Source organism: Desulfoprunum sp. (genome assembly GCF_053613775.1).
Genome location: NZ_JBSHXH010000001.1, coordinates 334,953 through 359,543, shown reverse-complemented (window position 1 = coordinate 359,543; position 24,591 = coordinate 334,953). Strand labels below are relative to the sequence as shown.

At 54.9% G+C, this 24,591-nt stretch carries 15 protein-coding genes, 1 pseudogene and 2 CRISPR repeat arrays; of the genes and pseudogenes, 12 read left to right on the top strand and 4 right to left on the bottom strand.

Annotation, left to right across the window (positions count from 1 at the left end; all coding sequences use genetic code 11):
• The 9 genes and pseudogenes from ACWGKN_RS01735 to cas2 all read left to right on the top strand — a co-directional run.
• Window positions 1-234 (top strand): annotated as a pseudogene (locus ACWGKN_RS01735) (hypothetical protein); the annotation flags it as partial.
• 16 nt (window positions 235-250) lie between these two features.
• Complete coding sequence (gene cas3, locus ACWGKN_RS01730; protein WP_452094564.1) at window positions 251-2,596, top strand: CRISPR-associated helicase Cas3'; 2,346 nt, start codon at window positions 251-253, stop codon at window positions 2,594-2,596.
• A 19-nt stretch (window positions 2,597-2,615) separates the two neighbouring features.
• Window positions 2,616-3,398, top strand: coding sequence for a type I-C CRISPR-associated protein Cas5c (cas5c, locus tag ACWGKN_RS01725; RefSeq protein ID WP_452094563.1), 783 nt, complete (start codon window positions 2,616-2,618; stop codon window positions 3,396-3,398).
• A gap of 2 nt (window positions 3,399-3,400) precedes the next feature.
• Complete coding sequence (gene cas8c / locus ACWGKN_RS01720) at window positions 3,401-5,416, top strand: type I-C CRISPR-associated protein Cas8c/Csd1 (protein WP_452094562.1); 2,016 nt, start codon at window positions 3,401-3,403, stop codon at window positions 5,414-5,416.
• A 28-nt stretch (window positions 5,417-5,444) separates the two neighbouring features.
• On the top strand, window positions 5,445-6,362 hold the full coding sequence (gene cas7c / locus ACWGKN_RS01715) for a type I-C CRISPR-associated protein Cas7/Csd2 (RefSeq protein WP_452094561.1): 918 nt from the start codon (window positions 5,445-5,447) through the stop codon (window positions 6,360-6,362).
• Between the two features lie 3 nt (window positions 6,363-6,365).
• Window positions 6,366-6,608: a death-on-curing protein gene (locus ACWGKN_RS01710; RefSeq protein WP_452094560.1), complete on the top strand. Its 243-nt coding sequence runs from the start codon at window positions 6,366-6,368 to the stop codon at window positions 6,606-6,608.
• A gap of 132 nt (window positions 6,609-6,740) precedes the next feature.
• Window positions 6,741-7,373 carry a CRISPR-associated protein Cas4 gene (gene cas4 / locus ACWGKN_RS01705; RefSeq protein ID WP_452094572.1) on the top strand — a complete coding sequence of 211 codons (633 nt, stop codon included), beginning with the start codon at window positions 6,741-6,743 and terminating at the stop codon, window positions 7,371-7,373.
• A gap of 16 nt (window positions 7,374-7,389) precedes the next feature.
• Entirely contained in the window at window positions 7,390-8,421 is a 1,032-nt protein-coding gene (cas1c, locus tag ACWGKN_RS01700) for a type I-C CRISPR-associated endonuclease Cas1c (RefSeq protein WP_452094559.1), read from the top strand.
• A gap of 9 nt (window positions 8,422-8,430) precedes the next feature.
• Window positions 8,431-8,721, top strand: coding sequence for a CRISPR-associated endonuclease Cas2 (cas2, locus tag ACWGKN_RS01695; RefSeq protein ID WP_452094558.1), 291 nt, complete (start codon window positions 8,431-8,433; stop codon window positions 8,719-8,721).
• 187 nt (window positions 8,722-8,908) lie between these two features.
• A CRISPR array of direct repeats spans window positions 8,909-15,545; the repeat unit is 33 nt; unit sequence GTCGCCCCCCGCGCGGGGGGCGTGGATTGAAAC.
• Window positions 15,546-15,653: 108 nt separating this feature from the next.
• Window positions 15,654-16,307: a CRISPR direct-repeat array (repeat unit 33 nt; unit sequence GTCGCCCCCCGCGCGGGGGGCGTGGATTGAAAC).
• Window positions 16,308-16,455: 148 nt separating this feature from the next.
• Here cas2 and ACWGKN_RS01690 read toward each other — a convergent pair.
• Both ACWGKN_RS01690 and ACWGKN_RS01685 read right to left on the bottom strand, forming a co-directional pair.
• Window positions 16,456-18,147, bottom strand: coding sequence for an IS1634 family transposase (locus ACWGKN_RS01690; protein WP_452094557.1), 1,692 nt, complete (start codon window positions 18,145-18,147; stop codon window positions 16,456-16,458).
• Window positions 18,148-18,393: 246 nt separating this feature from the next.
• Window positions 18,394-19,476 (bottom strand): acyltransferase family protein, encoded by a 1,083-nt coding sequence (locus tag ACWGKN_RS01685; RefSeq protein WP_452094556.1) that lies wholly within the window; start codon window positions 19,474-19,476, stop codon window positions 18,394-18,396.
• A gap of 591 nt (window positions 19,477-20,067) precedes the next feature.
• Between ACWGKN_RS01685 and ACWGKN_RS01680 the strand changes: the two genes are divergently transcribed.
• From ACWGKN_RS01680 to ACWGKN_RS01670, 3 genes are read left to right on the top strand one after another with little or no spacing between them, the layout of a single operon-like run.
• Complete coding sequence (locus tag ACWGKN_RS01680; protein ID WP_452094555.1) at window positions 20,068-20,511, top strand: flavodoxin domain-containing protein; 444 nt, start codon at window positions 20,068-20,070, stop codon at window positions 20,509-20,511.
• A 35-nt stretch (window positions 20,512-20,546) separates the two neighbouring features.
• Window positions 20,547-21,179: a DNA-3-methyladenine glycosylase I gene (locus ACWGKN_RS01675; protein WP_452094554.1), complete on the top strand. Its 633-nt coding sequence runs from the start codon at window positions 20,547-20,549 to the stop codon at window positions 21,177-21,179.
• On the top strand, window positions 21,164-22,045 hold the full coding sequence (locus tag ACWGKN_RS01670) for a hypothetical protein (RefSeq protein WP_035232341.1): 882 nt from the start codon (window positions 21,164-21,166) through the stop codon (window positions 22,043-22,045). The genes ACWGKN_RS01675 and ACWGKN_RS01670 overlap by 16 nt, the downstream gene beginning before the upstream one ends.
• Before the next feature lie 59 nt (window positions 22,046-22,104).
• Here ACWGKN_RS01670 and ACWGKN_RS01665 read toward each other — a convergent pair whose 3' ends face one another.
• Together ACWGKN_RS01665 and ACWGKN_RS01660 are read right to left on the bottom strand one after the other, a co-directional pair.
• A complete protein-coding gene (locus ACWGKN_RS01665; protein ID WP_035232343.1) occupies window positions 22,105-23,235 on the bottom strand; it encodes a 6-phosphofructokinase in 1,131 nt (376 codons plus the stop codon).
• 112 nt (window positions 23,236-23,347) lie between these two features.
• Window positions 23,348-24,541, bottom strand: a complete 1,194-nt coding sequence (locus tag ACWGKN_RS01660) for an SO_0444 family Cu/Zn efflux transporter (RefSeq protein WP_424252985.1) — start codon at window positions 24,539-24,541, stop codon at window positions 23,348-23,350.
• Window positions 24,542-24,591: the final 50 nt, after the last annotated feature.

Below are 24,591 nucleotides of genomic sequence, written 5' to 3'. Positions count from 1 at the left end.
ACGACATTATGGTCAGTGAAAAACAAAGAGATTCGCATGAACCAAACAGATGCAGACACAACCTTGGTTGAGACGATAATCGACCGCTACACCAAAACCTGGTCTCTTCTCCTGCAATATGATGAAAACAGGCTTGATCGACCGGAAAAGACACACCCTTCTCAGATTGCATTGGATTATGATCAGGCAAAGAATGCAATTGCGATCTTCAAGGCCACTCTGGTCAATGCTTAATCACTGGAGCAATATCATGATTTATTACGCTCGTGAAAATCAGGAACTGGTCGATCACCTTACAGAAACAGCTAATCTTGCAAAAGCATTTGCCAGTATTTTTGGCTGTGGAAGTATTGCCTCTTTGGCTGGTTTGCTGCACGATTTTGGAAAATACACGCATACTTTTCAGGATTATTTGAAACGTAGTCTTGCTGGAGAGTACACGACACGCGGTGAAGTTATTCACGCCTTGCAAGGTGCGAAGTTTACTGAAATAATTATTAAAGACGATGTGATTAAGGACATCATTGGCAATGTCATCGCAACACATCACGGTGGCCTGTTCGACAATATTTCCAATGGTGAAAGAACATTATCAATCAAAACCAACAAAGGTGAGGATAAACTTCATTATAAAGAAGCCGTAAACGCATTTAACCCTGATATTATCGAAAAGGAACTTAAAGCGGAAATTTTGATTTTTTGTCGGACAAGCCATCAGAAAAAATTAAACCTGCACTTCATGCTCCATCTTTTGACGAAAGCGATTTATTCCTGTGTGGTAGATGCTGACAGATGCAATAGCGCAGGTTTGGAGATCAACGATACGATACCGGACTGGAATTGCTTGATTAAACTTTTAGAAAATCATTTGGCTTCCTTTCCAGACAAAAACGGTATTGATAAAGTCCGCATAAGTATTTCAGAGCAATGTAAAAAGGGAGGTTCTCGACAGCAAGGGATATACACTTTGTCCGTCCCAACTGGCGGAGGTAAAACCATATCAAGCTTTCGATTCGCGTTGGAACACGCAAAAAAGCATGAACTACAAAGAATCATTTATGTTATTCCTTATTTGTCGATTCTTGATCAAACGGCAAAAACAATTCGGTGCATGATAGCGGAATGCGACAAGAACGTTCGATGTACTAAAAGTGAGGAAGAGCGTAGCAGTTGTGAAGCATATCGTAAAACAGATGAGTTGATTCTCGAACATCATTCAAATATTGAAATGCCCGATGTGGACGATAAGGACGAAGAGTATCGTTTGCTGGCTTCCCGTTGGGACAGCCCGATTGTTTTAACCACAATGGTTCAATTTCTAGAAACGATTTACAGCAATAGAGCCTCAAAACTTCGAAAGTTTCACAATATGTCGGAGGCGGTTCTGATTTTTGATGAAATTCAAGCCTTGCCAATAAAATGCGTGCATTTATTCAATGCTGCAGCCAATTTTTTATCGGCTTTTTGCAAATCTACTATTTTGCTTTGTACGGCTACGCAGCCCCATCTGCATAAAACGGAGCGCCCTGTATTATTGTCTGACAAACCGGATATTGTCAGCATTTTTCCTGATGATTTAAAAATTTTTGACCGAGTCTACATTGAAGATAAAACTCAACCAGCAATGGATCACGAACAAATTGCTGCGTTGGCCAAAGCACAAATTGAACAGGGGAAAAGTACGCTTATTATTCTGAACACTAAAGGCGATGCCCAAAAAGTGTATGAACAATGCAAAGCAATTGAATGTGAAAAGGCTTTTTTGACGACCGATCTTTGCCCCGCTCATCGTATGGACATCCTCGGCCGATTACGAAAAAATCTGGACACTAAAACAAAACAGGTAACGTTGTGCGTCAGTACGCAACTCATTGAAGCCGGAGTAGATATATCATTTGACTGTGTCATTCGCGCGGAAGCCGGTATTGACAGCATTATCCAGGCAGCCGGGCGGTGCAACCGGAACAAAGAAAACTCAATATTACAGTCGGTCTTTGTTGTCGATGTCGAAGGTGAAAAACTTTCGCGACTCCCCGAAATTAAGGAGGGAAAAGGTGTTACGTCAAGAGTGTTTCGTGAAAAGCAGTGTGCCGATCTGCTGAGCGATGAAGTGATAGAATGTTATTACAGATATTATTTTTTCGATCAGCAAAAAGGGGAAAATATCGGCAAGATGGATTTCAAAACGAAGGATGGCAATACAACGATCTTCAGCTTGCTCAGCAATAATCCGTTGGGGAGCGTTGCATATAGAAATCGTAACAACATAGGTTATACTGGCTTGCCAATTGCTTTCCAAACAGCGGCGGAGGAGTTTTCAGTGATTGAAGGTACCCAGATCGGCGTCGTTGTTCCTTATGGTGATGCCTTGAAATTTATTGATGAATTCCAACACTCTTACAGCCCAAAAGAAAAAATGCGTATTTTAAAGCGGTTGCAGCAATATACCGTCTCCGTGTATTCGAACACTTGGGATGAAATCAAACATGCTGCCATTATCGTGGATGACACATTTTACTTGTTGAGTCCAGACTATTACGACGTAGCGGAGCAAGGGTTGAAGCGGGAGGCAATGTTGTCTTTATTGAATGTGTAAATTTAGGAAGAGGTGTCAGATGGACAAAAAACGCAACTCTGTGGAATTCAAAATCACAGGACGATACGCCATGTTCGCCGATCCCGTTACGCGGGTGGGTGGCGAAAAGTTTTCTTACCAGATTCCGACGTATCAGGCGCTCAAAGGCATTCTTGAAAGTGTTTATTGGAAGCCGACATTTATTTGGTATATCGATGCTGTGCGAGTGATGAAGAAGATTCAGACTGAGTCAAAAGGAATCAAAACACTGCAAATGGATGGAATTTACCCAAGCCAAAGAAATCCAGAGAAACAAAAGGAGGCGGCAATCTCTGACCTTTCCTATTACACCTACTTACGGGATGTGGAATATGAGGTTCTCGCGCATTTTGATTGGAACAATCATCGAAATGACCTTCGTGATGACCGCGATGAAAACAAGCATCATAACATCGCCAAACGCAGCATTATAAAGGGCGGTCGACGGGATATATTTCTCGGAACTCGGGAATGTCAGGGATATGTTGAACCATGTGTTTTCGGTGAAGGGGATAGTTTTTACAAGGATTATGGCGAGCTGGAATTCGGTGTGCAATTTCACGGATACGACTATCCGGATGAAACAGGAAAGGATGAGTTGGCTGTCCGCTTATGGAGAGCGAAAATGAAAGACGGTCTCATTGAGTTTCCAATGCCGAAGGACTGTGATTCTTCATTGCGACGCATTATTCGAAAGATGAAAGCGAAAAAATTTGAGAGAGACCGGACCTTCTCCTTCCTCTTTAACGATCCTACCGTGACGGACTTATTATCAGAGGTATAATCATGGGATTCTGGCAAAACTTGGTCGAAAGTTACGATCAAAATGCTGAAGCGTTGAAAATAATCTATCCACTTTCAACAACCTCCATCTCCAACAACAGTGGTATTATCGCCATCATCGTTATTGACGGCGATGGTAAATTTATTCGTTTCGATAAAATCCAAAAGAAGTCCGAGGCAACCAAAAAGAGCCCCGGAAATCCAATCATCAACATCACGATCCCGGCATCAGAGGAAAGCCTGAAACGAACCAGCACCTCTATTTTACCATATCCAGTTTTTGAGCAATACGAATACATAAAAGGCATTGGTGAAAAGACCATTGAATACATTAATAAATTTTATGCTCACTGTGATCCTAACGGGCGGTACATAAACAAACTGAATAAGGGCAAGGAAGCTGAAGGTCGTCTTAAAAGATGGAAGGACTACAGTGCAAGAATAAAAAAGTTGGAGACTCGCGCCAAGAAATATGATGCCTACACTGCCCAACTGAAAGATTTTGCCGAATCCACTTTCGCAACAGAACCGGTCAAGACGATATATAAATACGTTAAAGAAAGAAGCATTGCGTCTGATTTATCGGAAATGAAGCTGAACGATAAAACAAATATCATTTTTCAGGTTGAAATATTAGGCAATATGCAAACGAAGGTTTGGGAGGACGAGACGCTTTTTAATGCATGGAATCAATATTATTTAGCAGAAAAGGACATGCTGTCATTGGATTACATTACAGGCACTCTCCAGCCCATAGCCACATTTCACCCGAAAAAGATTTCCAACGCCTCGGCAAATGCGAAGCTTGTTTCCGCTAACGACAAAACCAACTTCACTTTCCGCGGCAAATTTACCGAATCTTCCGAAGCCGTTTCAATTGGATACCAAACCACACAAAAGGCTCATCAGTTTTTGCGGTACCTCATTAAAGATCGAGGTTGTTGCTGCGGCGAACAGGCGATTTTTTCCTTCACGATTGGTTCCTTGGAAAAACTGTTGCCACCGCCGATTGAAGACAACAGCATATGGGGAGAATTTCTGCAGGAACCCCAGGCTAAAACGCAGATCGATATTCAGATCGAACTTAATGCCGAGACAGGTGTTGATTATGCTGAATCGTTGCGCAAATCACTTGGCAGTTTTGAATATGGCCAGGCGCAAAAGCAACACCCAAAAACTGCGGTGGTTGCACTGGATGCCGTTAGCGATAAATCAGGACGATTAGCCATCACATTTTATCGTGAGTTGGAAAGAAACGAGTATTTGGAAAAAATTGCAGAATGGCACAGCGGTTGTAAGTGGCATCAAAAATTTTGGGACGAGGAAAAAGAAAAGTATGTCCCCTTTACAGGTGCACCATCTGTTGACAAAGTTATAGAAGCCATTCATGGCAAGCCTCGTAGCGGTAAAGATGAGAGTTATACCAAAATCAAAAAAGCAGCACGGGAGCGGTTGCTCCGTTGCATTTTTGATGGAGCGTTTTTGCCAAAGGATTATGTGGTGGCTGCTGTCCGTCGAGCCTCCAATCCATTGGGAATCAAAAAGGACGGCAAATTTGACCGAATTGCTTTTGAACAAGTCGTATCAACAGCATGTGCGTTGGTAAGGAAAGATTATCTTCAAGGAGATAAGGAGGACTACAAATTGAGCATTGAACTTGATAGAACAGATCGCGATTACCTTTACGGCAGACTGCTTGGTGCAGCGGACAAACTAGAGGAGTACGCCCTCTATAAAAAGGACAATGACCGTGTTGTCACTGCGGCCATCCGGCATATGCAGGCCTTTACGCAACGTCCGTTCAGGACGTGGCAAACTATTCATAGCTGCTTGAATCCATATATCCAAACAGTCAAAGGCAGCTTTGCCTTTGCTGAAATTGAAGCGGTTATTGATAAATTCGAAAGCGGAGATTTCGAAAAGGACGTGCAGCTGAACGGCTCTTTTCTGCTTGGATATTACCACGAACGCGCCTATATCGTTAGCTTTGTGAAGGCTGCAGGCAATAAGAAAAAATAGACCAACAGCACGGAAAAGGAGAACAACGATGAAAGATAATAAAGCACTCAGAAACAAGATTGATTTTGCGGTAATTATTTCTGTAAGAAGAGCAAACCCCAACGGGGACCCGTTGAACGGCAACCGCCCTCGCCAAACTTATGATGGCTATGGAGAAATATCTGACGTTTGTCTCAAACGAAAAATCCGTAATCGTTTGCAAGATATGGGCGAATCAATTTTTGTCCAATCAGATGATAACCGTGCTCCAGGGGATGAATTCCGTTCCCTAAATGCTCGCTTTGACGCAGCTAAAATACCTGTCGATAAAACACGGGAAGAGGCGTGTAAAAAGTGGTTTGATGTCCGCTCCTTTGGCCAAGTCTTTGCCTTTAAGGCCAAGAAAAAAAATAATGAGACAGAAGAAGGCGAAGACAGCGGCAGCGTTTCCATTGGTGTTCGTGGCCCTGTAACCATTCAGAGTGCCTTTAGTATTGAACCGATCACACCGGACAGTTTGCAAATCACTAAGAGTGTCAACCTAGAAACCCAAAATAACCCGGACAAAAAAGGCGCTGATACAATGGGGATGAAGCACCGGGTAGATAAAGGTATTTATGTATCTTATGGCGCTATAAACACGCAACTTGCGAGTAAAACCGTTTTTTCCGATACAGATGCCGAACAAATTAAAAAAACATTGCGGTCCCTATTCGTCAATGACGTTTCCTCCGCGCGTCCAGATGGAAGCATGGAAGTCGTAAAAGTGGTTTGGTGGAAGCATAATAGTCCCAGCGGTCAATACTCCTCTGCCAGAGTTCATGGGACTCTACGCGAACTTTTGGAACAAAAAAAAGATGGAACTTATGATTCTGGTAAGCTGAAGGATAAATTACAAAACCTAGGACTTGAAGAACTCGATCCCTTGGAGGGTGATGAATTGCAAAAGCTATGCAAGAGTGTGTGATACATGGCGGAGAAATCAACACCTTTGAATCGCGGAAATGTTCTTCTTTATCAAACTGAAGACGGGCAAACAGACATAGATGTCCATCTGCATGAGGAATCTGTCTGGTCAACCCAAGCGCAGATGGCTGAACTGTTTCAACAGGATCAGTCTGTTATATCGCGGCAAGTGAACAACGTCTTTGGTGAAGGTGAGTTGCCGAAACAGAGCAATATGCAAAAAATGCATATTGCTCTGTCTGACTAATCGTCAACCTCCTGAACAACAATCCGGCTCAAGAAGCGACGGAGGCTTTCGATGGATAAACGTCTTGTCCCAACATACGGCGATGATTCACCAATCGCCAAAGCCGGGATATTTGCCGAGGACGACCTGGTGATGATCTCCGCCCTGCAGCACCTGTTGTTCTGTCCCCGGCAATGTGCTCTGATCCACATCGAGCAACAGTGGGCAGAGAACAGATTTACTGCCGAGGGCCGTATCCTTCATGAAAAGGTCGATATTGCCGGGACTGAATCACGGGGTAGGATCCGAACAGTTTTCGGGCTGCCGATACGTTCGTTTCGATATGGCCTCTCCGGCCGAGCCGATGCCGTGGAATTCCATCTGAAAGATGACGAAGCGGCCAACACCCCGTTCTGGCGGCCATTTCCTGTCGAATACAAGCGTGGAAAACCAAAGAACAACGACGTGGATCTGGTCCAGCTCTGCGCCCAGGCACTTTGTCTGGAGGAGATGCTTGGTTGTGACGTGCCGGAAGGGGCAATTTATTACGGCAAGCCACGACGACGTTCGTCAGTCCCGTTTGACACTGCTCTGCGAAGCAAAACCATAGAGGCTGCCAGTCGTTTGCACGACCTCATCAAGTCCGGCATTACCCCTCAAGCGCGGTATGAAAAGAAATGCGACAGCTGTTCCCTGTATTCCGCCTGTATGCCAAAAGTGACCGGGGCAGACCGGAAGGTTGAGAATTATCTGAACAGAGCTTTTAACCTGGAATCAACGGCCTGATAAGGAAGTTATACTGATGCGACATCTGCTGAACTCCCTCTATGTGACGACCCAGGGCGCTTACCTGGCCCGCGATGGCGAAACCGTTGCCGTCCGGATCGAGCATGAAACACGGCTACGGGTGCCGATCCATACCCTGGGCGGTATCGTCTGTTTCGGCCAGGTATCCTGTTCCCCGCCGCTCATGCAGCTTTGTGCCGAGCGCGGGGTGAGGATATCCCATCTCAGCGAATACGGTCGATTCTGGGCCAGGGTCGAAGGGCCGGTCTCCGGGAATGTGCTGCTACGTCGCCAGCAATATCGATGGGCCGATAATCCTGAAAAGACCTCGGAGATTGCCAGAGCCGTCGTCGTTGCCAAAATCGCCAACCAGCGCACCGTTCTTCTGCGGGATCTACGCGATCATCCGGAGAATCCGGGCAGGCAGGATATCCAGAAGGCCATCCAAGCGATGGAACGGCAACTCAATCTGCTCAGAGAACCGGCGCCCCTCGACACGGTGCGTGGAGTGGAGGGTGACGCGGCGCGCCAGTATTTTTCCGTGTTCGATCATCTCATTGTTGCCGAAAAAGATGAATTCTTTTTCCGGGAAAGGAGCAGACGGCCACCACTGGATAAGATGAACGCCCTGCTGTCTTTTCTTTACACCCTGCTGGTGCATGATGTGCGTTCATCTCTGGAGACGGTCGGTCTTGATCCGGCTGTTGGCTTCCTTCACCGCGACCGGCCGGGAAGACCAAGCCTCGCTCTTGACCTCATGGAGGAATTTCGGCCGATTCTCGCCGATCGTCTGGCCCTCTCCCTTATCAATCGCAGGCAGATCAAAGGAAAAGGGTTCAAGATTGCGGAGACCGGGGCCGTGGTCATGGATGACGACACCCGCAAGGAAGTGCTTGTCGCCTTCCAGAAACGGAAACAGGAAGAGCTTCTGCATCCATTCATCGATGAAAAAATCGCGATTGGCTTACTCCCCCATGTCCAGGCCTTGTTACTGAGTCGCTATATACGTGGCGATCTGGATGGATATCCGCCGTATTTCTGGCGATAGGAGCGAATCATGCTGGTGCTGGTGACCTACGATGTCAACACCGAGACAGCTGCAGGACGCAAACGGTTGCGGCGTGTGGCGAAGACCTGTGTCAATTTCGGTCAGCGCGTACAATTTTCTGTCTTTGAATGTTTGGTCGATCCAGGGCAATGGTCTGCACTTCGGGCACGGCTGATCGATGAAATCGATCAGAACAAGGATAGTCTGCGTTTTTATTTTCTGGGCAGCAACTGGAAACGACGCATCGAGCATATAGGAGCCAAACCGGCGTATGATCCTGAAGGACTGCTCATCATCTGATCTGAACATGCGCGAACCCCAAGCGGGCACCTTTTTCCCGGAACTTTCGCGATTCAAATAACATATTGATATAAAAGGATAAATAAAATTCCCAAAAAACCGCATGGACTTGATAAAGGAGCAAATCTGCAAGATCGCGTTGGCAAGGATATGACCTATTGATTTGACACATGTTTTTTTAAGCACAGTCGCCCCCCGCGCGGGGGGCGTGGATTGAAACACCCGAGAACGGACACAATATGTTTCGGCCTATGGTCGCCCCCCGCGCGGGGGGCGTGGATTGAAACAGTAGCATGATTGATTGAACCGTTGCCTTGGGAGCGTCGCCCCCCGCGCGGGGGGCGTGGATTGAAACAACTCCATTAAGGATTTTGTCCCTGTTTTTTCGAGTCGCCCCCCGCGCGGGGGGCGTGGATTGAAACTCCTCCAGGATAGCCCCCCGGCGGTTGCCCAGCAGGTCGCCCCCCGCGCGGGGGGCGTGGATTGAAACATGTTATCAGGGGATATCAATCTGTCAACGGGGTCGCCCCCCGCGCGGGGGGCGTGGATTGAAACCTCAAAATGGCCCGGCCTTCTGTTTAACTCTTGTCGCCCCCCGCGCGGGGGGCGTGGATTGAAACCGTAGAAATGGACCTTGCTGTATCATTATTGATGTCGCCCCCCGCGCGGGGGGCGTGGATTGAAACACTTCCAGCGAGTATTTGTGGGCGGTGGATAATTGTCGCCCCCCGCGCGGGGGGCGTGGATTGAAACACCAGCAGCAGAACCGTCCTTGCGGGAGGTAATGTCGCCCCCCGCGCGGGGGGCGTGGATTGAAACAACGCAAAGGAGGAAGTAAACTTGAGCCAAGCAGGTCGCCCCCCGCGCGGGGGGCGTGGATTGAAACGGCATCCTCCATCAGCATCTGCACAGCCCGACCGTTGGTCGCCCCCCGCGCGGGGGGCGTGGATTGAAACCGTCTTCCGACGACCAGCCGCCCGACCACGTCGAGTCGCCCCCCGCGCGGGGGGCGTGGATTGAAACTCGACCGAGGTGTTCGGCGGGCTGCGACTGAGTGGGTCGCCCCCCGCGCGGGGGGCGTGGATTGAAACAACCTCCGCTCGTTGCGGTTGCGGGCCGAATACGGTCGCCCCCCGCGCGGGGGGCGTGGATTGAAACGCCACCGGGACGATAACCTACGATACAGGCACAAGTCGCCCCCCGCGCGGGGGGCGTGGATTGAAACTCTCCCCATGGCAACCAGAAGGCATACGGGGGACGTCGCCCCCCGCGCGGGGGGCGTGGATTGAAACAACCTCCGCTCGTTGCGGTTGCGGGCCGAATACGCGTCGCCCCCCGCGCGGGGGGCGTGGATTGAAACGGCTGGACGTACACACCCGAGGCTGAGGCTGAGAGTCGCCCCCCGCGCGGGGGGCGTGGATTGAAACGATAAAACATGGTCCTCAAACGAGGAAAACTCAAGTCGCCCCCCGCGCGGGGGGCGTGGATTGAAACAGCAACTGCTCGAGACGCCGCACGACATTCATCATGTCGCCCCCCGCGCGGGGGGCGTGGATTGAAACAGCCTCGGCGCGGTATATGGGCGGATATCAGCCAGTCGCCCCCCGCGCGGGGGGCGTGGATTGAAACTTGTGAATAAAAAAGGCCGGAACAACCCTTGCGAGTCGCCCCCCGCGCGGGGGGCGTGGATTGAAACCGTCAAGGTCGGTAAAAGACGAAGTGAATTCATTGTCGCCCCCCGCGCGGGGGGCGTGGATTGAAACAGGTTGGCGCCGCGAAGTTTGGCGCCTCTCAGTTGTCGCCCCCCGCGCGGGGGGCGTGGATTGAAACACGCTGGAAAACGAGGATAGGCTCGAGGCATATCGGTCGCCCCCCGCGCGGGGGGCGTGGATTGAAACGGATTCATCATTCGCAAAGAATTGTAAGTTTTATGTCGCCCCCCGCGCGGGGGGCGTGGATTGAAACTTACAGTGCAGTCGCTGTTGTTCCTATTCCACCCGGTCGCCCCCCGCGCGGGGGGCGTGGATTGAAACCTCAATAGCACATGAGAATTTCGAAAAACGTATCGTCGCCCCCCGCGCGGGGGGCGTGGATTGAAACTGATATCATTGTTCATCTGGTTGTTTCCATTCGTCGCCCCCCGCGCGGGGGGCGTGGATTGAAACTTCTTCTTACCATCCCAGTTTTAACATCATCGATGTCGCCCCCCGCGCGGGGGGCGTGGATTGAAACCTTCAATTGATCCCCTTTCAACCCTTTGGGCAACGTCGCCCCCCGCGCGGGGGGCGTGGATTGAAACCATCCAGAACCTCCTCCAACTCGTCCAGTAGGATGTCGCCCCCCGCGCGGGGGGCGTGGATTGAAACACCCGAGATGACGGGACCGTCGACCAAGGGGTCCGTCGCCCCCCGCGCGGGGGGCGTGGATTGAAACAATGCCTCTGTAAAGCGCAGAATTTCCGCATACGTCGCCCCCCGCGCGGGGGGCGTGGATTGAAACGTAACGCCAATACCAAGCCCACCCTGCCGGTAGCGTCGCCCCCCGCGCGGGGGGCGTGGATTGAAACAACGTCGACCGCTTCGAGTGGCTGACCGAGTACGTCGCCCCCCGCGCGGGGGGCGTGGATTGAAACAGCCTGGACGGTTATAATATGCGCGACGGTTGGAGTCGCCCCCCGCGCGGGGGGCGTGGATTGAAACTGATCTCTCCTGCTGACAATAAAATGCTTTTGCGGGGTCGCCCCCCGCGCGGGGGGCGTGGATTGAAACTGATTACTCAAGACATCGAGAACAATAGACGAACGTCGCCCCCCGCGCGGGGGGCGTGGATTGAAACCGCAAGAACTGCCGATTGGGAAGACACCAGTTGGACGTCGCCCCCCGCGCGGGGGGCGTGGATTGAAACCTCGTGAATGGTAAGATCAACCGACTCGTATCGGAGTCGCCCCCCGCGCGGGGGGCGTGGATTGAAACGAACGTGCCGGGGGTAATCTGGGCGGTCTCGTTGGGTCGCCCCCCGCGCGGGGGGCGTGGATTGAAACCCTTTGATTTGTGCAATTTATGCCGATAACGGGTCCGTCGCCCCCCGCGCGGGGGGCGTGGATTGAAACGCTCGATCCTGCAAGCAGTTCGCCAGTGGCTGAGTCGCCCCCCGCGCGGGGGGCGTGGATTGAAACATATTTTGGTGATGTTATATTTCGCTCGATCCTGGTCGCCCCCCGCGCGGGGGGCGTGGATTGAAACATCGCCCCGGTCGCATAACCGGGCAACGGGGATAGTCGCCCCCCGCGCGGGGGGCGTGGATTGAAACAGGACTCGGTGACGGCGATCTTCACCTCGGCGACGTCGCCCCCCGCGCGGGGGGCGTGGATTGAAACTGATTGCCAATCACGGTTAGAAAATAGCTTGTGCGTCGCCCCCCGCGCGGGGGGCGTGGATTGAAACACAGACATGTTCCGCTATATTGTCAGCATCGCCACGTCGCCCCCCGCGCGGGGGGCGTGGATTGAAACTGCCCATTCAATCCGGCTCTATGAGATGCTTAAGTGTCGCCCCCCGCGCGGGGGGCGTGGATTGAAACAGATCGACCCAAAAAAAGGCAGACATCCCTGCTGCGTCGCCCCCCGCGCGGGGGGCGTGGATTGAAACTTTTTAATAATAACAACAGCTGTCATCATACGTGTGTCGCCCCCCGCGCGGGGGGCGTGGATTGAAACATCATCGCCGGCGTTGGAATGTTAATCCGTGTCTTGTCGCCCCCCGCGCGGGGGGCGTGGATTGAAACATGATGGCTCTGCATCGGTTATCGGGACAATATGTCGCCCCCCGCGCGGGGGGCGTGGATTGAAACATCGATTACCGGGGCTGGGGCGCTGGATGGGCCGGTCGCCCCCCGCGCGGGGGGCGTGGATTGAAACGGTCTCGACCCGTCAGAGCGGGCGATGTCGAGCTGTCGCCCCCCGCGCGGGGGGCGTGGATTGAAACTGTCCAGGGGGATCAGTGACGAGTTTGTTCCTGGCGTCGCCCCCCGCGCGGGGGGCGTGGATTGAAACATCGAAGAGGATGACAAGGAAGAGATCCCCGGAGTCGCCCCCCGCGCGGGGGGCGTGGATTGAAACAAGCGGCGAGAAGAATAGAACTGCTCTATTGCTTGTCGCCCCCCGCGCGGGGGGCGTGGATTGAAACTCGCATCATCGGGATCAGTTTCGACCCCCACCCTCGGTCGCCCCCCGCGCGGGGGGCGTGGATTGAAACCCTTGTATACAATCCCGCATGCCATTATCCCCATGGTCGCCCCCCGCGCGGGGGGCGTGGATTGAAACTTATACTGACATGCTGGAATCGATGAACCTGGAATCGTCGCCCCGCGCGCGGGGGGCGTGGATTGAAACATTGATGCAGTCGGAATCTTTTCCCGTCGGCATGTCGCCCCCCGCGCGGGGGGCGTGGATTGAAACCCTTGTATACAATCCCCATGCCATTATCCCCATGGTCGCCCCCCGCGCGGGGGGCGTGGATTGAAACTTTACTGACATGCTGGAATCGATGAACCTGGAATCAGTCGCCCCCCGCGCGGGGGGCGTGGATTGAAACATTGATGCAGTCGGAATCTTTTCCCGTCGGCATGTCGCCCCCCGCGCGGGGGGCGTGGATTGAAACTATTTATCGCGATAAGAAATCTCCTAGTTTTATTTGTCGCCCCCCGCGCGGGGGGCGTGGATTGAAACCAATTTCCGACTGATCACGCGACCGCCGGTCCTCTGTCGCCCCCCGCGCGGGGGGCGTGGATTGAAACCATGCCCTTCGCCAGCCAGGAAATACCGGCCGGGTCGCCCCCCGCGCGGGGGGCGTGGATTGAAACTATGTTATCGCGTGCCAATGCTCTATATACTTAGGTCGCCCCCCGCGCGGGGGGCGTGGATTGAAACGATACTGAATGACATGAACGGCAAGGCGAAGTCCGTCGCCCCCCGCGCGGGGGGCGTGGATTGAAACCTGCGAGGCCAGCTGTGCCGCCGTCCGCTCCATGGTCGCCCCCCGCGCGGGGGGCGTGGATTGAAACCTCTCCGGGACGATCTCGGCAAAGGTCTATCTGGTCGCCCCCCGCGCGGGGGGCGTGGATTGAAACAGGACAGATCACACGATCTGGTCCTCGAGCCCGACGTCGCCCCCCGCGCGGGGGGCGTGGATTGAAACCGTTTCTGCTATCCATGTTACTCCTCGCCTATGGTCGCCCCCCGCGCGGGGGGCGTGGATTGAAACATTCATAATCAGGGAATGAGAGCAAAAAAAGCAAGTCGCCCCCCGCGCGGGGGGCGTGGATTGAAACACCAAACCCGAAGCCGGTCCACGCCCGGAATATCTGTCGCCCCCCGCGCGGGGGGCGTGGATTGAAACCGCTGATTCTTCTGTACCCTGTATTTTCCATATGTCGCCCCCCGCGCGGGGGGCGTGGATTGAAACCCCGTAATATCGCATGCTAGGTCAATTCTGCTCAGTCGCCCCCCGCGCGGGGGGCGTGGATTGAAACAGACGGTGTTTGTGTATCTGCTGATCCTGATGACGTCGCCCCCCGCGCGGGGGGCGTGGATTGAAACCCATCTATGAAATGGGTGCTTTCTATTCCATCCTCGTCGCCCCCCGCGCGGGGGGCGTGGATTGAAACGTATTGGGAAGCAGGCTTATATCGTACCCCGAGAGTCGCCCCCCGCGCGGGGGGCGTGGATTGAAACTGGCATAAATCTGGCGGTGGTTTTTCTACATTTGTTAAGTCGCCCCCCGCGCGGGGGGCGTGGATTGAAACTTCGTGGTATCGGCCTTGGCTCGTATCGCCGCCACGTCGCCCCCCGCGCGGGGGGCGTGGATTGAAACCATAACAAAATCCTCCAGATTGTTATCATGCCTGGTCGCCCCCCGCGCGGGGGGCGTGGATTGAAACACATAGTTAATAAAAAAAGATGAAGAAAGATGAAGTCGCCCCCCGCGCGGGGGGCGTGGATTGAAACATTCTTCCATAATTCTTCAACCAATACTTTGTTCAACGTCGCCCCCCGCGCGGGGGGCGTGGATTGAAACATTCAGGATTCAGCTAAACGCGCAAAAAAAAGCAATTGTCGCCCCCCGCGCGGGGGGCGTGGATTGAAACAGATACCCAAGATCCGCAATTTCCAAACACGGTCGTCGCCCCCCGCGCGGGGGGCGTGGATTGAAACAATTATTATATGTATCATCCATGTACATATGAATGTCGCCCCCCGCGCGGGGGGCGTGGATTGAAACTATACATGGATAAACAGGAGGGACAGGACCGGAGTCGCCCCCCCGCGCGGGGGGCGTGGATTGAAACGGCCGCGACAACCGCCCCACCGTGCCGATCCCCGAGTCGCCCCCCGCGCGGGGGGCGTGGATTGAAACTTGGATAACATGTTTTTTATTTTTCTATTTGCGTCGCCCCCCGCGCGGGGGGCGTGGATTGAAACGCCCGATGAATTCCTGGAAATAGATCCTCGACCCTGGTCGCCCCCCGCGCGGGGGGCGTGGATTGAAACATGCCGAGCGGGAGGCCTCGGCCGAAAAGAAGTAGTCGCCCCCCGCGCGGGGGGCGTGGATTGAAACGGTCTCGGCTGCAGGCGGATCCGTGTCGTCGTCGAGTCGCCCCCCGCGCGGGGGGCGTGGATTGAAACACCAAGCCCTGGATTTCGACGATCGAGCTCGAGGGATCTTGGTCGCCCCCCGCGCGGGGGGCGTGGATTGAAACAACGTTGCCCTCATGCGCAGCAGGTAAGCTACACTGTCGCCCCCCGCGCGGGGGGCGTGGATTGAAACTTCCATTACCAGGTCGACGTTGGCCCGACATCACCTGGTCGCCCCCCGCGCGGGGGGGCGTGGATTGAAACCTCGGGGTATCCATGAAAACCTACCGGCAAGGGGGATCGTCGCCCCCCGCGCGGGGGGCGTGGATTGAAACCGACGTCATTGATACAACCTAAAACCCGTTACTGCTGGGTCGCCCCCCGCGCGGGGGGCGTGGATTGAAACGCCCACTATTTCTTCGTCGGTTACAACAGTCATTGTTGTCGCCCCCCGCGCGGGGGGCGTGGATTGAAACAGCTGCGACTGGTCCGGGCTGACCACCCCGCCCCGGATGGTCGCCCCCCGCGCGGGGGGCGTGGATTGAAACGGTCAACCATAGCGGCCATACTGGTTGCCGGCGGTAAAGTCGCCCCCCGCGCGGGGGGCGTGGATTGAAACACTTGAGCCATGCAGACGGTTGGGTGAGACGGTCCTCGTCGCCCCCCGCGCGGGGGGCGTGGATTGAAACAATGCCTCTGTAAAGCGCAGAATTTCCGCATACGTCGCCCCCCGCGCGGGGGGCGTGGATTGAAACGTAACGCCAATACCAAGCCCACCCTGCCGGTAGCGTCGCCCCCCGCGCGGGGGGCGTGGATTGAAACAACGTCGACCGCTTCGAGTGGCTGACCGAGTACGTCGCCCCCCGCGCGGGGGGCGTGGATTGAAACAGCCTGGACGGTTATAATATGCGCGACGGTTGGAGTCGCCCCCCGCGCGGGGGGCGTGGATTGAAACTCGCCGAGGCTATCGCGCAGGCTTGGGGGAACCTGGTCACCCCCCGTGCAGTGTCCTCAGACTTGGGTTTGCGGCCAGTAAGTTTGCAGATCGGCTAAAACCCTTGCTGGTATTGGGTTTGCGCCGAGTGGCGATTTTCGTCGTGTGTCTACAGATTCCGGCTGTCTTCGGTCAGCTGAATGACCTGGGGCGGAGGCTTTATCTTCAATGATTTTAAAATGTTTTCTGCTTCGGGAGTCACCTCGTTGCGCATGAGCACACGATATTTTAAATCAAAAAATTCTGTGATCTGGAGCGTCTCCAGCGCCCGCTTGATATGATGCCACGGCAGGCCACAGGAGATCTCGGCGACCCGTTCGATCCGCAGTGCCAGCACGCAGATCTTGACATGGGTTTCAATCCGCCGGGAAGCCCAATGGTACATCGGAGTCATCTTGATCCGGGTCCGCTTCAGCGACCGGAAACACCGTTCGATGACCATCAGGCTCTTGTAGCCACAAGCGGCGTCCTCCAGACTGATGCTGTCGTCGTTGGTCTCGATCACCCATTTGCCGTCATATTTGGCGGCCTCGACGACTGCGGCACGATCGATACGCACCTGGCCGTTTTTGGTGGTCCGCAGATAGCGTTTGAAGCGCCGGGAAGCCTGCAGCTCGATCGCCCATTGGGCGCTGGCCGATTGATCTTTATGGCTGGCCAGTTCGCTTTCCAGCAGCTCGACCAGCATCTGCCGGTGCTGACCCTGCCTCTCGGCCTCTGCGGGATTGTAACAGAGGATATAACGACGCCTTCTCTCTCCGTCGCCGACGATCACCTCCTTGGCATGAAGGTTGTCGTTGAACCGGGTGTATCGCCCCCTTTTGGTCAGCACCTCGCGCTGAATCTCGGCAACGCTCGCCATCCGGCAGGCAAGCAGGTATCTGCCACAGGCCTTGGCCAGCTCCGTCCGGTTGTTTTCGGAGTTCATCCCCGAATCGGCGACAAACATCGCCCGGTTGAGGTTCCAGCCGCGAAGATCGGCCCGAACCTTGGCGACGGTGCTGACATCGGCGGTGTTGCCGGGCAGTACCCAGCTGCGCACCGGGATGCCATCACGGGTGACCGCCAGGGCAACCACCACCTGCGGCGCCCAGTTGCCCTCCTTGGCGTGACCGAACTTCCGCAGGGTGGTGTTGGTCTCGGTGTCGTCGTCTTCGTAATCGACATGGAAAGAGGCGGTGGTGGTGTCGTAGAAGATCAGGTCGACCTCCAGGTTGAAGAGGTTGGCGGTATTGAAAAACACGGCCTTCTCGACCTCTTCGATATTGGCATGGAGGAGATCCATGGCCTCGTACATCTGCCGCAGCTTGAGCCCGTCGCAGGATGGCAGGTAAACCTTGGACAACCAGCGATCCCAGACCCCGAGCTTGGATTCCGGCTCGCAGAGCCGGTTGGCGACCATGGCCAGCAGTGCCCGTTCGTAAGGCGCTCGGGTGCCAGCAGTTTGCTCGATGGCTTTGAGGACCTTTTTCAGGCCGAGCCTTTCCCAGAGTGTCTCGATGACCAATGGACAGCCGAGTGCCATGGTCTGTCTGATTTTCAGATCGGTCGGCAGACCGATCGCATCGGTCGAGACCGGGTTGGAACCCAGCGGATCGTTGATCTGCAGGCCGCAGACGCGACCGATGGATTGGCAGAGACGCACCAGGTCCTGGCGATCGAGCTGGTCGACCCGTCCAAAGTTGTGGATGATTTTAGCGACGGGTTTGCGGGTGTCTGGATGCCGCTCGTTATGGGCGAGCTGGAAGTATTCGACGACCGAGCCGTCCTTGTTGGTGCGTTTTGTAATTCGTAAATACATGCTTACCGAATTAGCATGTACGTTGCTTTATTACAAGGAATAAATTTCAAAGTGTGTGACTACAAATTTAAATCATATCCTAACATCGACATCTTGTACCAAGCAGTTATTGCAGATAATTTTTTTGAAGCCGGAGCGGAATTGGGCATTTTTATGCCTACTGGCCGCAAACGCAAGTCAGACGAATGCCGGGCGCAAACTGAACCAAGTCGATTAACTAGTGAGCCTGGAAACGAATCAGGAAATCTAATGCTCTACGAGAATAGCATCTGCTGTATCAACGGGTGCCGAGTATTTTTCCTTCTTCTGTAGAAAATGTTTTTCAACGACATAGAATGATAAAGTTGCGCAGAAAAATACGGCCACTGAACCGAGTGATATCAGGGAATACCATCGCCAGTTCAGTTTCTCCCTCAGGATTGTATAAATAGGCCAATGCCACAAATACAGTCCATAGGAAATTTTTCCAATCCAGCGGAGTCTGGAGTCAGATAATATTCTACTCAACAGGCTCTCGGGAAATTCTGTAAGCAAGAGCAAAACGCTCGCCGAGGCTATGGCAATAAGGGTAAGACCATAATAATAATTAAAATAATCTCTGTGGCTACAAAATATTAGGAAGCAGTAGAGGAACACTGAGAATGCGACAGGAAATGTCAGTATTGTTCGTAATTTTTCTTTAGAAGGGAACAACTTGTAAGAAGCTAAAATGCTTAGAAGAGCACCAATCAACAGAGAGTCGGCACGAGTATCGAGCATCAGATACATGCGGTGGTATGATGTTCCCGTCAAAGTAAGAAGAATACGATTGCAGCTTACTATGCCGATGAGAATGACAAGGAAAGTTATGAGTTTTTGAGGAGTACTGAAAAACCTGAGTGCGACAACCAGTAGCGGTGGCCAGAGGATATAAAACTGTTCTTCAAGAGATAGTGACCAAGTATGGGCAAGATAACCACCAGAATGGAGATTGAACGCCCAGGTCCAGTTTTGAGAATACAACAGGGTGATTGCGGCATCGTGAAGCGTAGATATCAAAGTTTTTGTATCTGTGAATAGCCAGGCATACGCAACAATAAAGGCTATAAGCACCAATAGAGCTGGTATTAATCTCAAAATTCTGCGCATATAGAAATTTGCGATATTAATTACCCCCCTGGTTCTATGCTCCTTCAGTAATATACCGGTGATGAGAAAACCACTGATCACAAAGAATATATCGACCCCGATATAAGCGCCGAGCAGGCCGGGAACTTCGGCATGGGATAGCATGACCGTGAGAACAGCGACAGCTCGCAATCCATCTATGCCTCTGTAATAATCTCTCATCCTTTCCACATTATATGCCAGGCAAAAATTCCGTGGTGTTGCTGGTAGTTAGGCAACATCTTGTGAAGTTGGCAAAAGTTTAAAGGTAGGGGGAAAACAGCAGGAAAGGCGGTATGAAGTAATCGGGTCAATAGCAGTTTTCACTTACTACATCTCATCCCCAAAAAACCGGACCTCCGTTGAGGCCCACTATAATTTCTACGGTGAAATCACCATAAATACAAAGTGAATTTCACCCTTTTTACGGGAAAACCTGTTTAGTAGTGTGCTATTTTGACGCAGAAATCAACGCATATTTTGGCTATTTTATGTGATGAACGCAACCTTCACGTCCTGGATTCAAGACATCGTCATCTCAGCAGTTGACTCCTTCCAATCTCTGGTCGTCCCATGGTCCCCCTTCAAGACACCCAGGCGAACCCCCCAGGTTTGGTCAGTCGCCTTCGCCTGGGGGGTGTGGATCGAAACATTTTGCCACTGCACCGCGGCGCCTTGTAAAACGTCATTGCTTCCAGTAGGCTGAAAGCAGGCCGGCCGATCCATCACTGCACGGTGCGATGCCGTGCCCACTGACCACCATGGAGGTCTCCCATGAAAAAGGTGCTCATCGCGTATTACAGCAGGACCGGCAATACCGATATCATGGCGGAATATATCGCCGAGGGCGTGCGTCTGAGCGGCAATGTCGTCGAGCTCAAGAAAATCATGACCATCGAGAACGAAAAGGACCTCGAGGGCTATGACGGGTACATCTTCGGCTGCCCGACCTACCACAAGCACATGACCGAGAACTTCAAGACCTTTCTCTTCATGGCCCAGAAGGCCGGCCTCAAGGGCAAGGCCGGCGGGGCCTTCGGCTCGAGCACCCATAGCGGCGAGGCGCCCGGGATCATCTTCGACACCATGGAGTTTGTCTTTTCGATGAAGATGACCGCCCTCGGTCCCTTGAATCTGAAGGAAAGCGCCCTCGATTCCGACGAGGGGATGAAGGCCTGCCAGGATTACGGCCGCTCCCTCGGCGCGATGCTGGCATAGCAGTTGCGGGCCACACCCATCCTGTGAAAAAAACGATGCCGGATACCCTCATCTCCCCCGAAGTCAGCCGGATCCGATGCCCGTGGTGCGGCAGCGACCCGCTCTATCGCGACTATCACGACAGGGAATGGGGTGTTCCGGTCGACGACGACCGGCGATTGTTCGAGATGCTGGTCCTCGAAGGAGCGCAGGCCGGGCTGAGCTGGCTGACGATCCTGAAAAAGCGTGAGCGCTATCGCCTGGCCTTCGCCGGATTTGCCATCGACAGGGTCGCCGCCTTCACCGACGCCGACCGCCAGCGCCTGATCACCGACGCTGGCATCGTCCGCAACCGCCTGAAGATCGATTCGGCCATCCGCAACGCCCGCGGCGTGCTGGCGATCCAGGAGGAATTCGGGTCGCTGGCCGCCTACCTGTGGCGCTTCGTCGACAACCGCCCGCTCGACAACGCCTGGCGGACTCTGGCGGAGATCCCGGCCCGCAGCGGAGCATCCGACGCGATGAGCCGGGACCTGAAGCAACGCGGTTTCAACTTCGTCGGCTCGACGATCTGCTATGCCCTGATGCAGTCCGTCGGCATGGTCAACGATCACCTGGTCGATTGCTTCCGCTATGAAGAGACAAGAGAAATGAGTGCCGCAAGGAGCGCAGCATGGCCGAACAGCTGATCGATCTTCCCCCCCGCGGGCTCGCCCTGCTCCACGCCTGCCAGCCGCAGGCGAGAGAGCAGATCGAAGCGCTGAGCGACATCGTGGTCGCCAGCCGGATTCGCCGACCGGCCCTGAATATCCTGTGCAGCGGCGATTTCGGCTGGGACCCGCAGTTTGTGGCCGGACTGGTGCGGAAATACAGCCAGGGCGGCCGGATCGCCCATGTCCTGTTCTATCTGACCAACGGACCGGCGTCACGGCATTGGAAGGAACAGAATCCGGACGGGTTCGGTTCCCGCATCGCCCCCGAGACCTTCCGCCGCAAAATCCTTGACGATGCCCCCTTCCGCCGATCGTTCCAGGACCTGGCGGCGAGACTGGCCCCGCTGCTCGTCCAGATCGGCCGGGCCGGCGGCCAGGCCGGCGTCGTGCCGCAGCTGGAGGATAACCAGAGCAACCGGAGTTTTGCGGCAATGGTCGAGCTGGTGAAAAAATCCCTGCCGCCGGGAACGGCGGCGCGGTTGGGCAGGAACCCCTGCGTCGGCTGCTGGCCCGGCAACGAGGGGCGGGTGCCGGACGATTGTTTCCTCGAGGAGCACCACCATGCCGCCTCGACCGACTTCACCGTCGAAGGCGGGGTCGTCTCCAACGACGGCTGCACCTATGCCTATCCCGGCGAAAAACCCGATTTTCTCCCCTGGCTGCCGCTGGCCGATCTTATCGGGGTACAACGCCATACCGGCGACATGGGCAGCATCTTTCTGCTGTGGAATGCCGGATACCAGGGCCTCGGACACGTGTCGGAGCCGCCTGATCGGCGCCGCTATGTTGTGCCGACGCAAACCGAGCGGAAAATACTGATCGATTTTCTGCGGCAGAATTAAAACGAGCCGACCGGACGCCGGTCGGCTCGCACCAAGGACAGGGGAAAGGGCGTCCCGCCTCAGTCGCCGAGGCAGGTCCCGACATTGCGGGCGCTGCTGACCCAGCAGTGGTCGAGCGGCACGGTGGACCGCTTGCCGACCACCTGGTCGAGGGGGATGGGCTCGGTGCCCTCGCCGCGGACGGCGATCATCATTCCAGTCAGGCCCTGCTCGATATAGCCGACGCAGGCGCTGCCGAGACGGGTAGCCAGCACCCGGTCGGCGGCACTGGGCGTTCCACCGCGCTGGAGGTGGCCGAGGATGGTGATCCGCGACTCGAGACCGGTCATCTCCTCGAGCAGGCGGCTGAGTTTGAGCGTGTTGGTGCTGCGGTAGACGTCGAATTGCTGCAGGGCCTCCGAGGCCTTCTTCTCGGCCTTGGTGTTCTTGTCTTCCTTGGCCTTGGTCTTGTTCTTTTTCAGGATCTGGTACTTCTTGTGATCCTCCGCCGACAGGGCCCCTTCCGCCACCGCGACGATACTGAAGTTGGTGCCCCGTTGCTGGCGCAGGCGGATCGCCTGGGCCACCTTCACCGGGTCGTACGGAATCTCCGGGATCAGGATGACGTCGGCGCCGCCGGCCAGTCCGGCACCGAGGGCCAGCCAGCCGGCGTTATGCCCCATGACCTCGACGACGATGATCCGGTGGTGGCTGTGGGCGGTCGAGTGCAGCCGGTCGATGGCCTCGGTGGCGATCTCCATCGCCGTGTGGAAGCCGAAGGTCAGGTCGGTCATGCCGACATCCTTGTCGATGGTCTTCGGCAGGGTCATGATGTTGAGGCCCTTCTGGGCCAGGCGGAAGGCGTTCTTCTGCGTGCCGCCGCCGCCGATGCAGATCAGGGCGTCGAGGTTATGGCGGCGGTAGTTTTCGCAGATGACTTCGGTCATATCCATGACCTCGCCGCCGACCGGCATCTTGTGCGGCTTGTCGCGACTGGTGCCGAGGATGGTCCCGCCCAGGGTGAGGATGGAGGAAAGGCCTTCGCGGTCGAGGCGCATGGTCCGGTTTTCGAGGAGGCCGCGGAAACCGTCACGAAAGCCGACGATGTCCATTCTGCCGGTCCCCAGCGCCGTCTTGCCGATGGCCCGGATCGCCGCGTTGAGCCCCGGACTGTCGCCACCTGCCGTCAATATGCCGATATGTTTATTCATATTTCCGCCTGTTGGAATGAATGGCCTCAACGATACGTATCACAAGTATTCTTACATGGTCCCCTGCCCTTTTTCAAACAGACAATGCGCCCGATCGGCAGGCCCTGGCATTTCAATGCATGCCGCAGCCGCAGGATGAGGGGCCGGGCTTTTTCTGCGTCGCATCCCCTTTGGCCATCGGCGGGATCGGGAAGCCGCTGTGAAAGGTCACCTGCTCCCCGGAAGCGGATTTCTTTCTGCGAAACCGGGAAGTCAACGGCCTGACCGAGAGGGCGATCAGAACCAATGCCCCGGCATATTTCAAAGGCTCCGGCACCAGTTCGGCCGCCTCGCCGATCACCGCGGACGGGACGATGCCGAGGACGCGGTAGATGTGATCGACCAGCAGACCGAAGGCCACCGTACAGACCGAGAGCATGAGCAGATAGCGCACAGTCCCCCGTTTGCCGAGCATGCCGACGAGAACGGTCAACGAGGTGACGTTGGTGGCCGGGCCGGCAAGGAGAAAGACCAGGGCGGCGCCGGGGCTGACCCCTTTCAGGATCAGGGCCGCGGCGATCGGGGTCGAGGCGCTGGCACAGATATAGAGCGGGATGCCGATCACGAGCATGACGAGCATCGAGGTGATGCCGCCGCCCAGCCAGCGGGCCATGAAATCGTCGGGGATGAGGACGGTGATGACGGCGGCGAGCAGCAGACCGACGGCGAACCAGCCGACGATATCGCCCCAGACATCGGTTGCGGCGAAGCGCAGACCGGCGGCCAGTTTTTCGCCCGGTCCATGATGCCGGCGGTGGACCTCCTCGGGGCAGTCGACTCCGTCACAGCAGTTATCGACCGGACAGCTGCGGTCGACCTGCATCGGGCCCAGATCCTTCGGCCGGTGCAGAAAATTTTCGACAAACCCTGTCGAAACGGCGGTGATAAAGGCGGCGATCGGCCGGATCACCGTCATGATCGGATCGAGCAGGGCATAGGTGATGAAGATGGAATCGATGCCCGATTCCGGCGTCGAGATCAGGAAAGCGGAGACCGCCCCCCGGTTCGCTCCCTGCCTTTTGAGGGATGCTGCCGCCGGCAGCACACCACACGATCAGAGCGGCAGCGGCACCCCGAAAAAGGCAGCCTTGATGACGGAGAGATAGCGTCCCCGGCCGAGATGATTGGCGACGGTGGCGGCATTGAGACTGACTTTGACCAGGCCCGCCACCACGATGCCGAACAGGATATAGATAGAGGAATCGAGCAGGATATCCCGGGCCGCCGCCGCGATGGCGACGCCAAACTGAATGCTGTCTTGAAACATATTGTGTGCCTACCGCCGGTTATATTAATTTTGAAGACTGCAACACATCA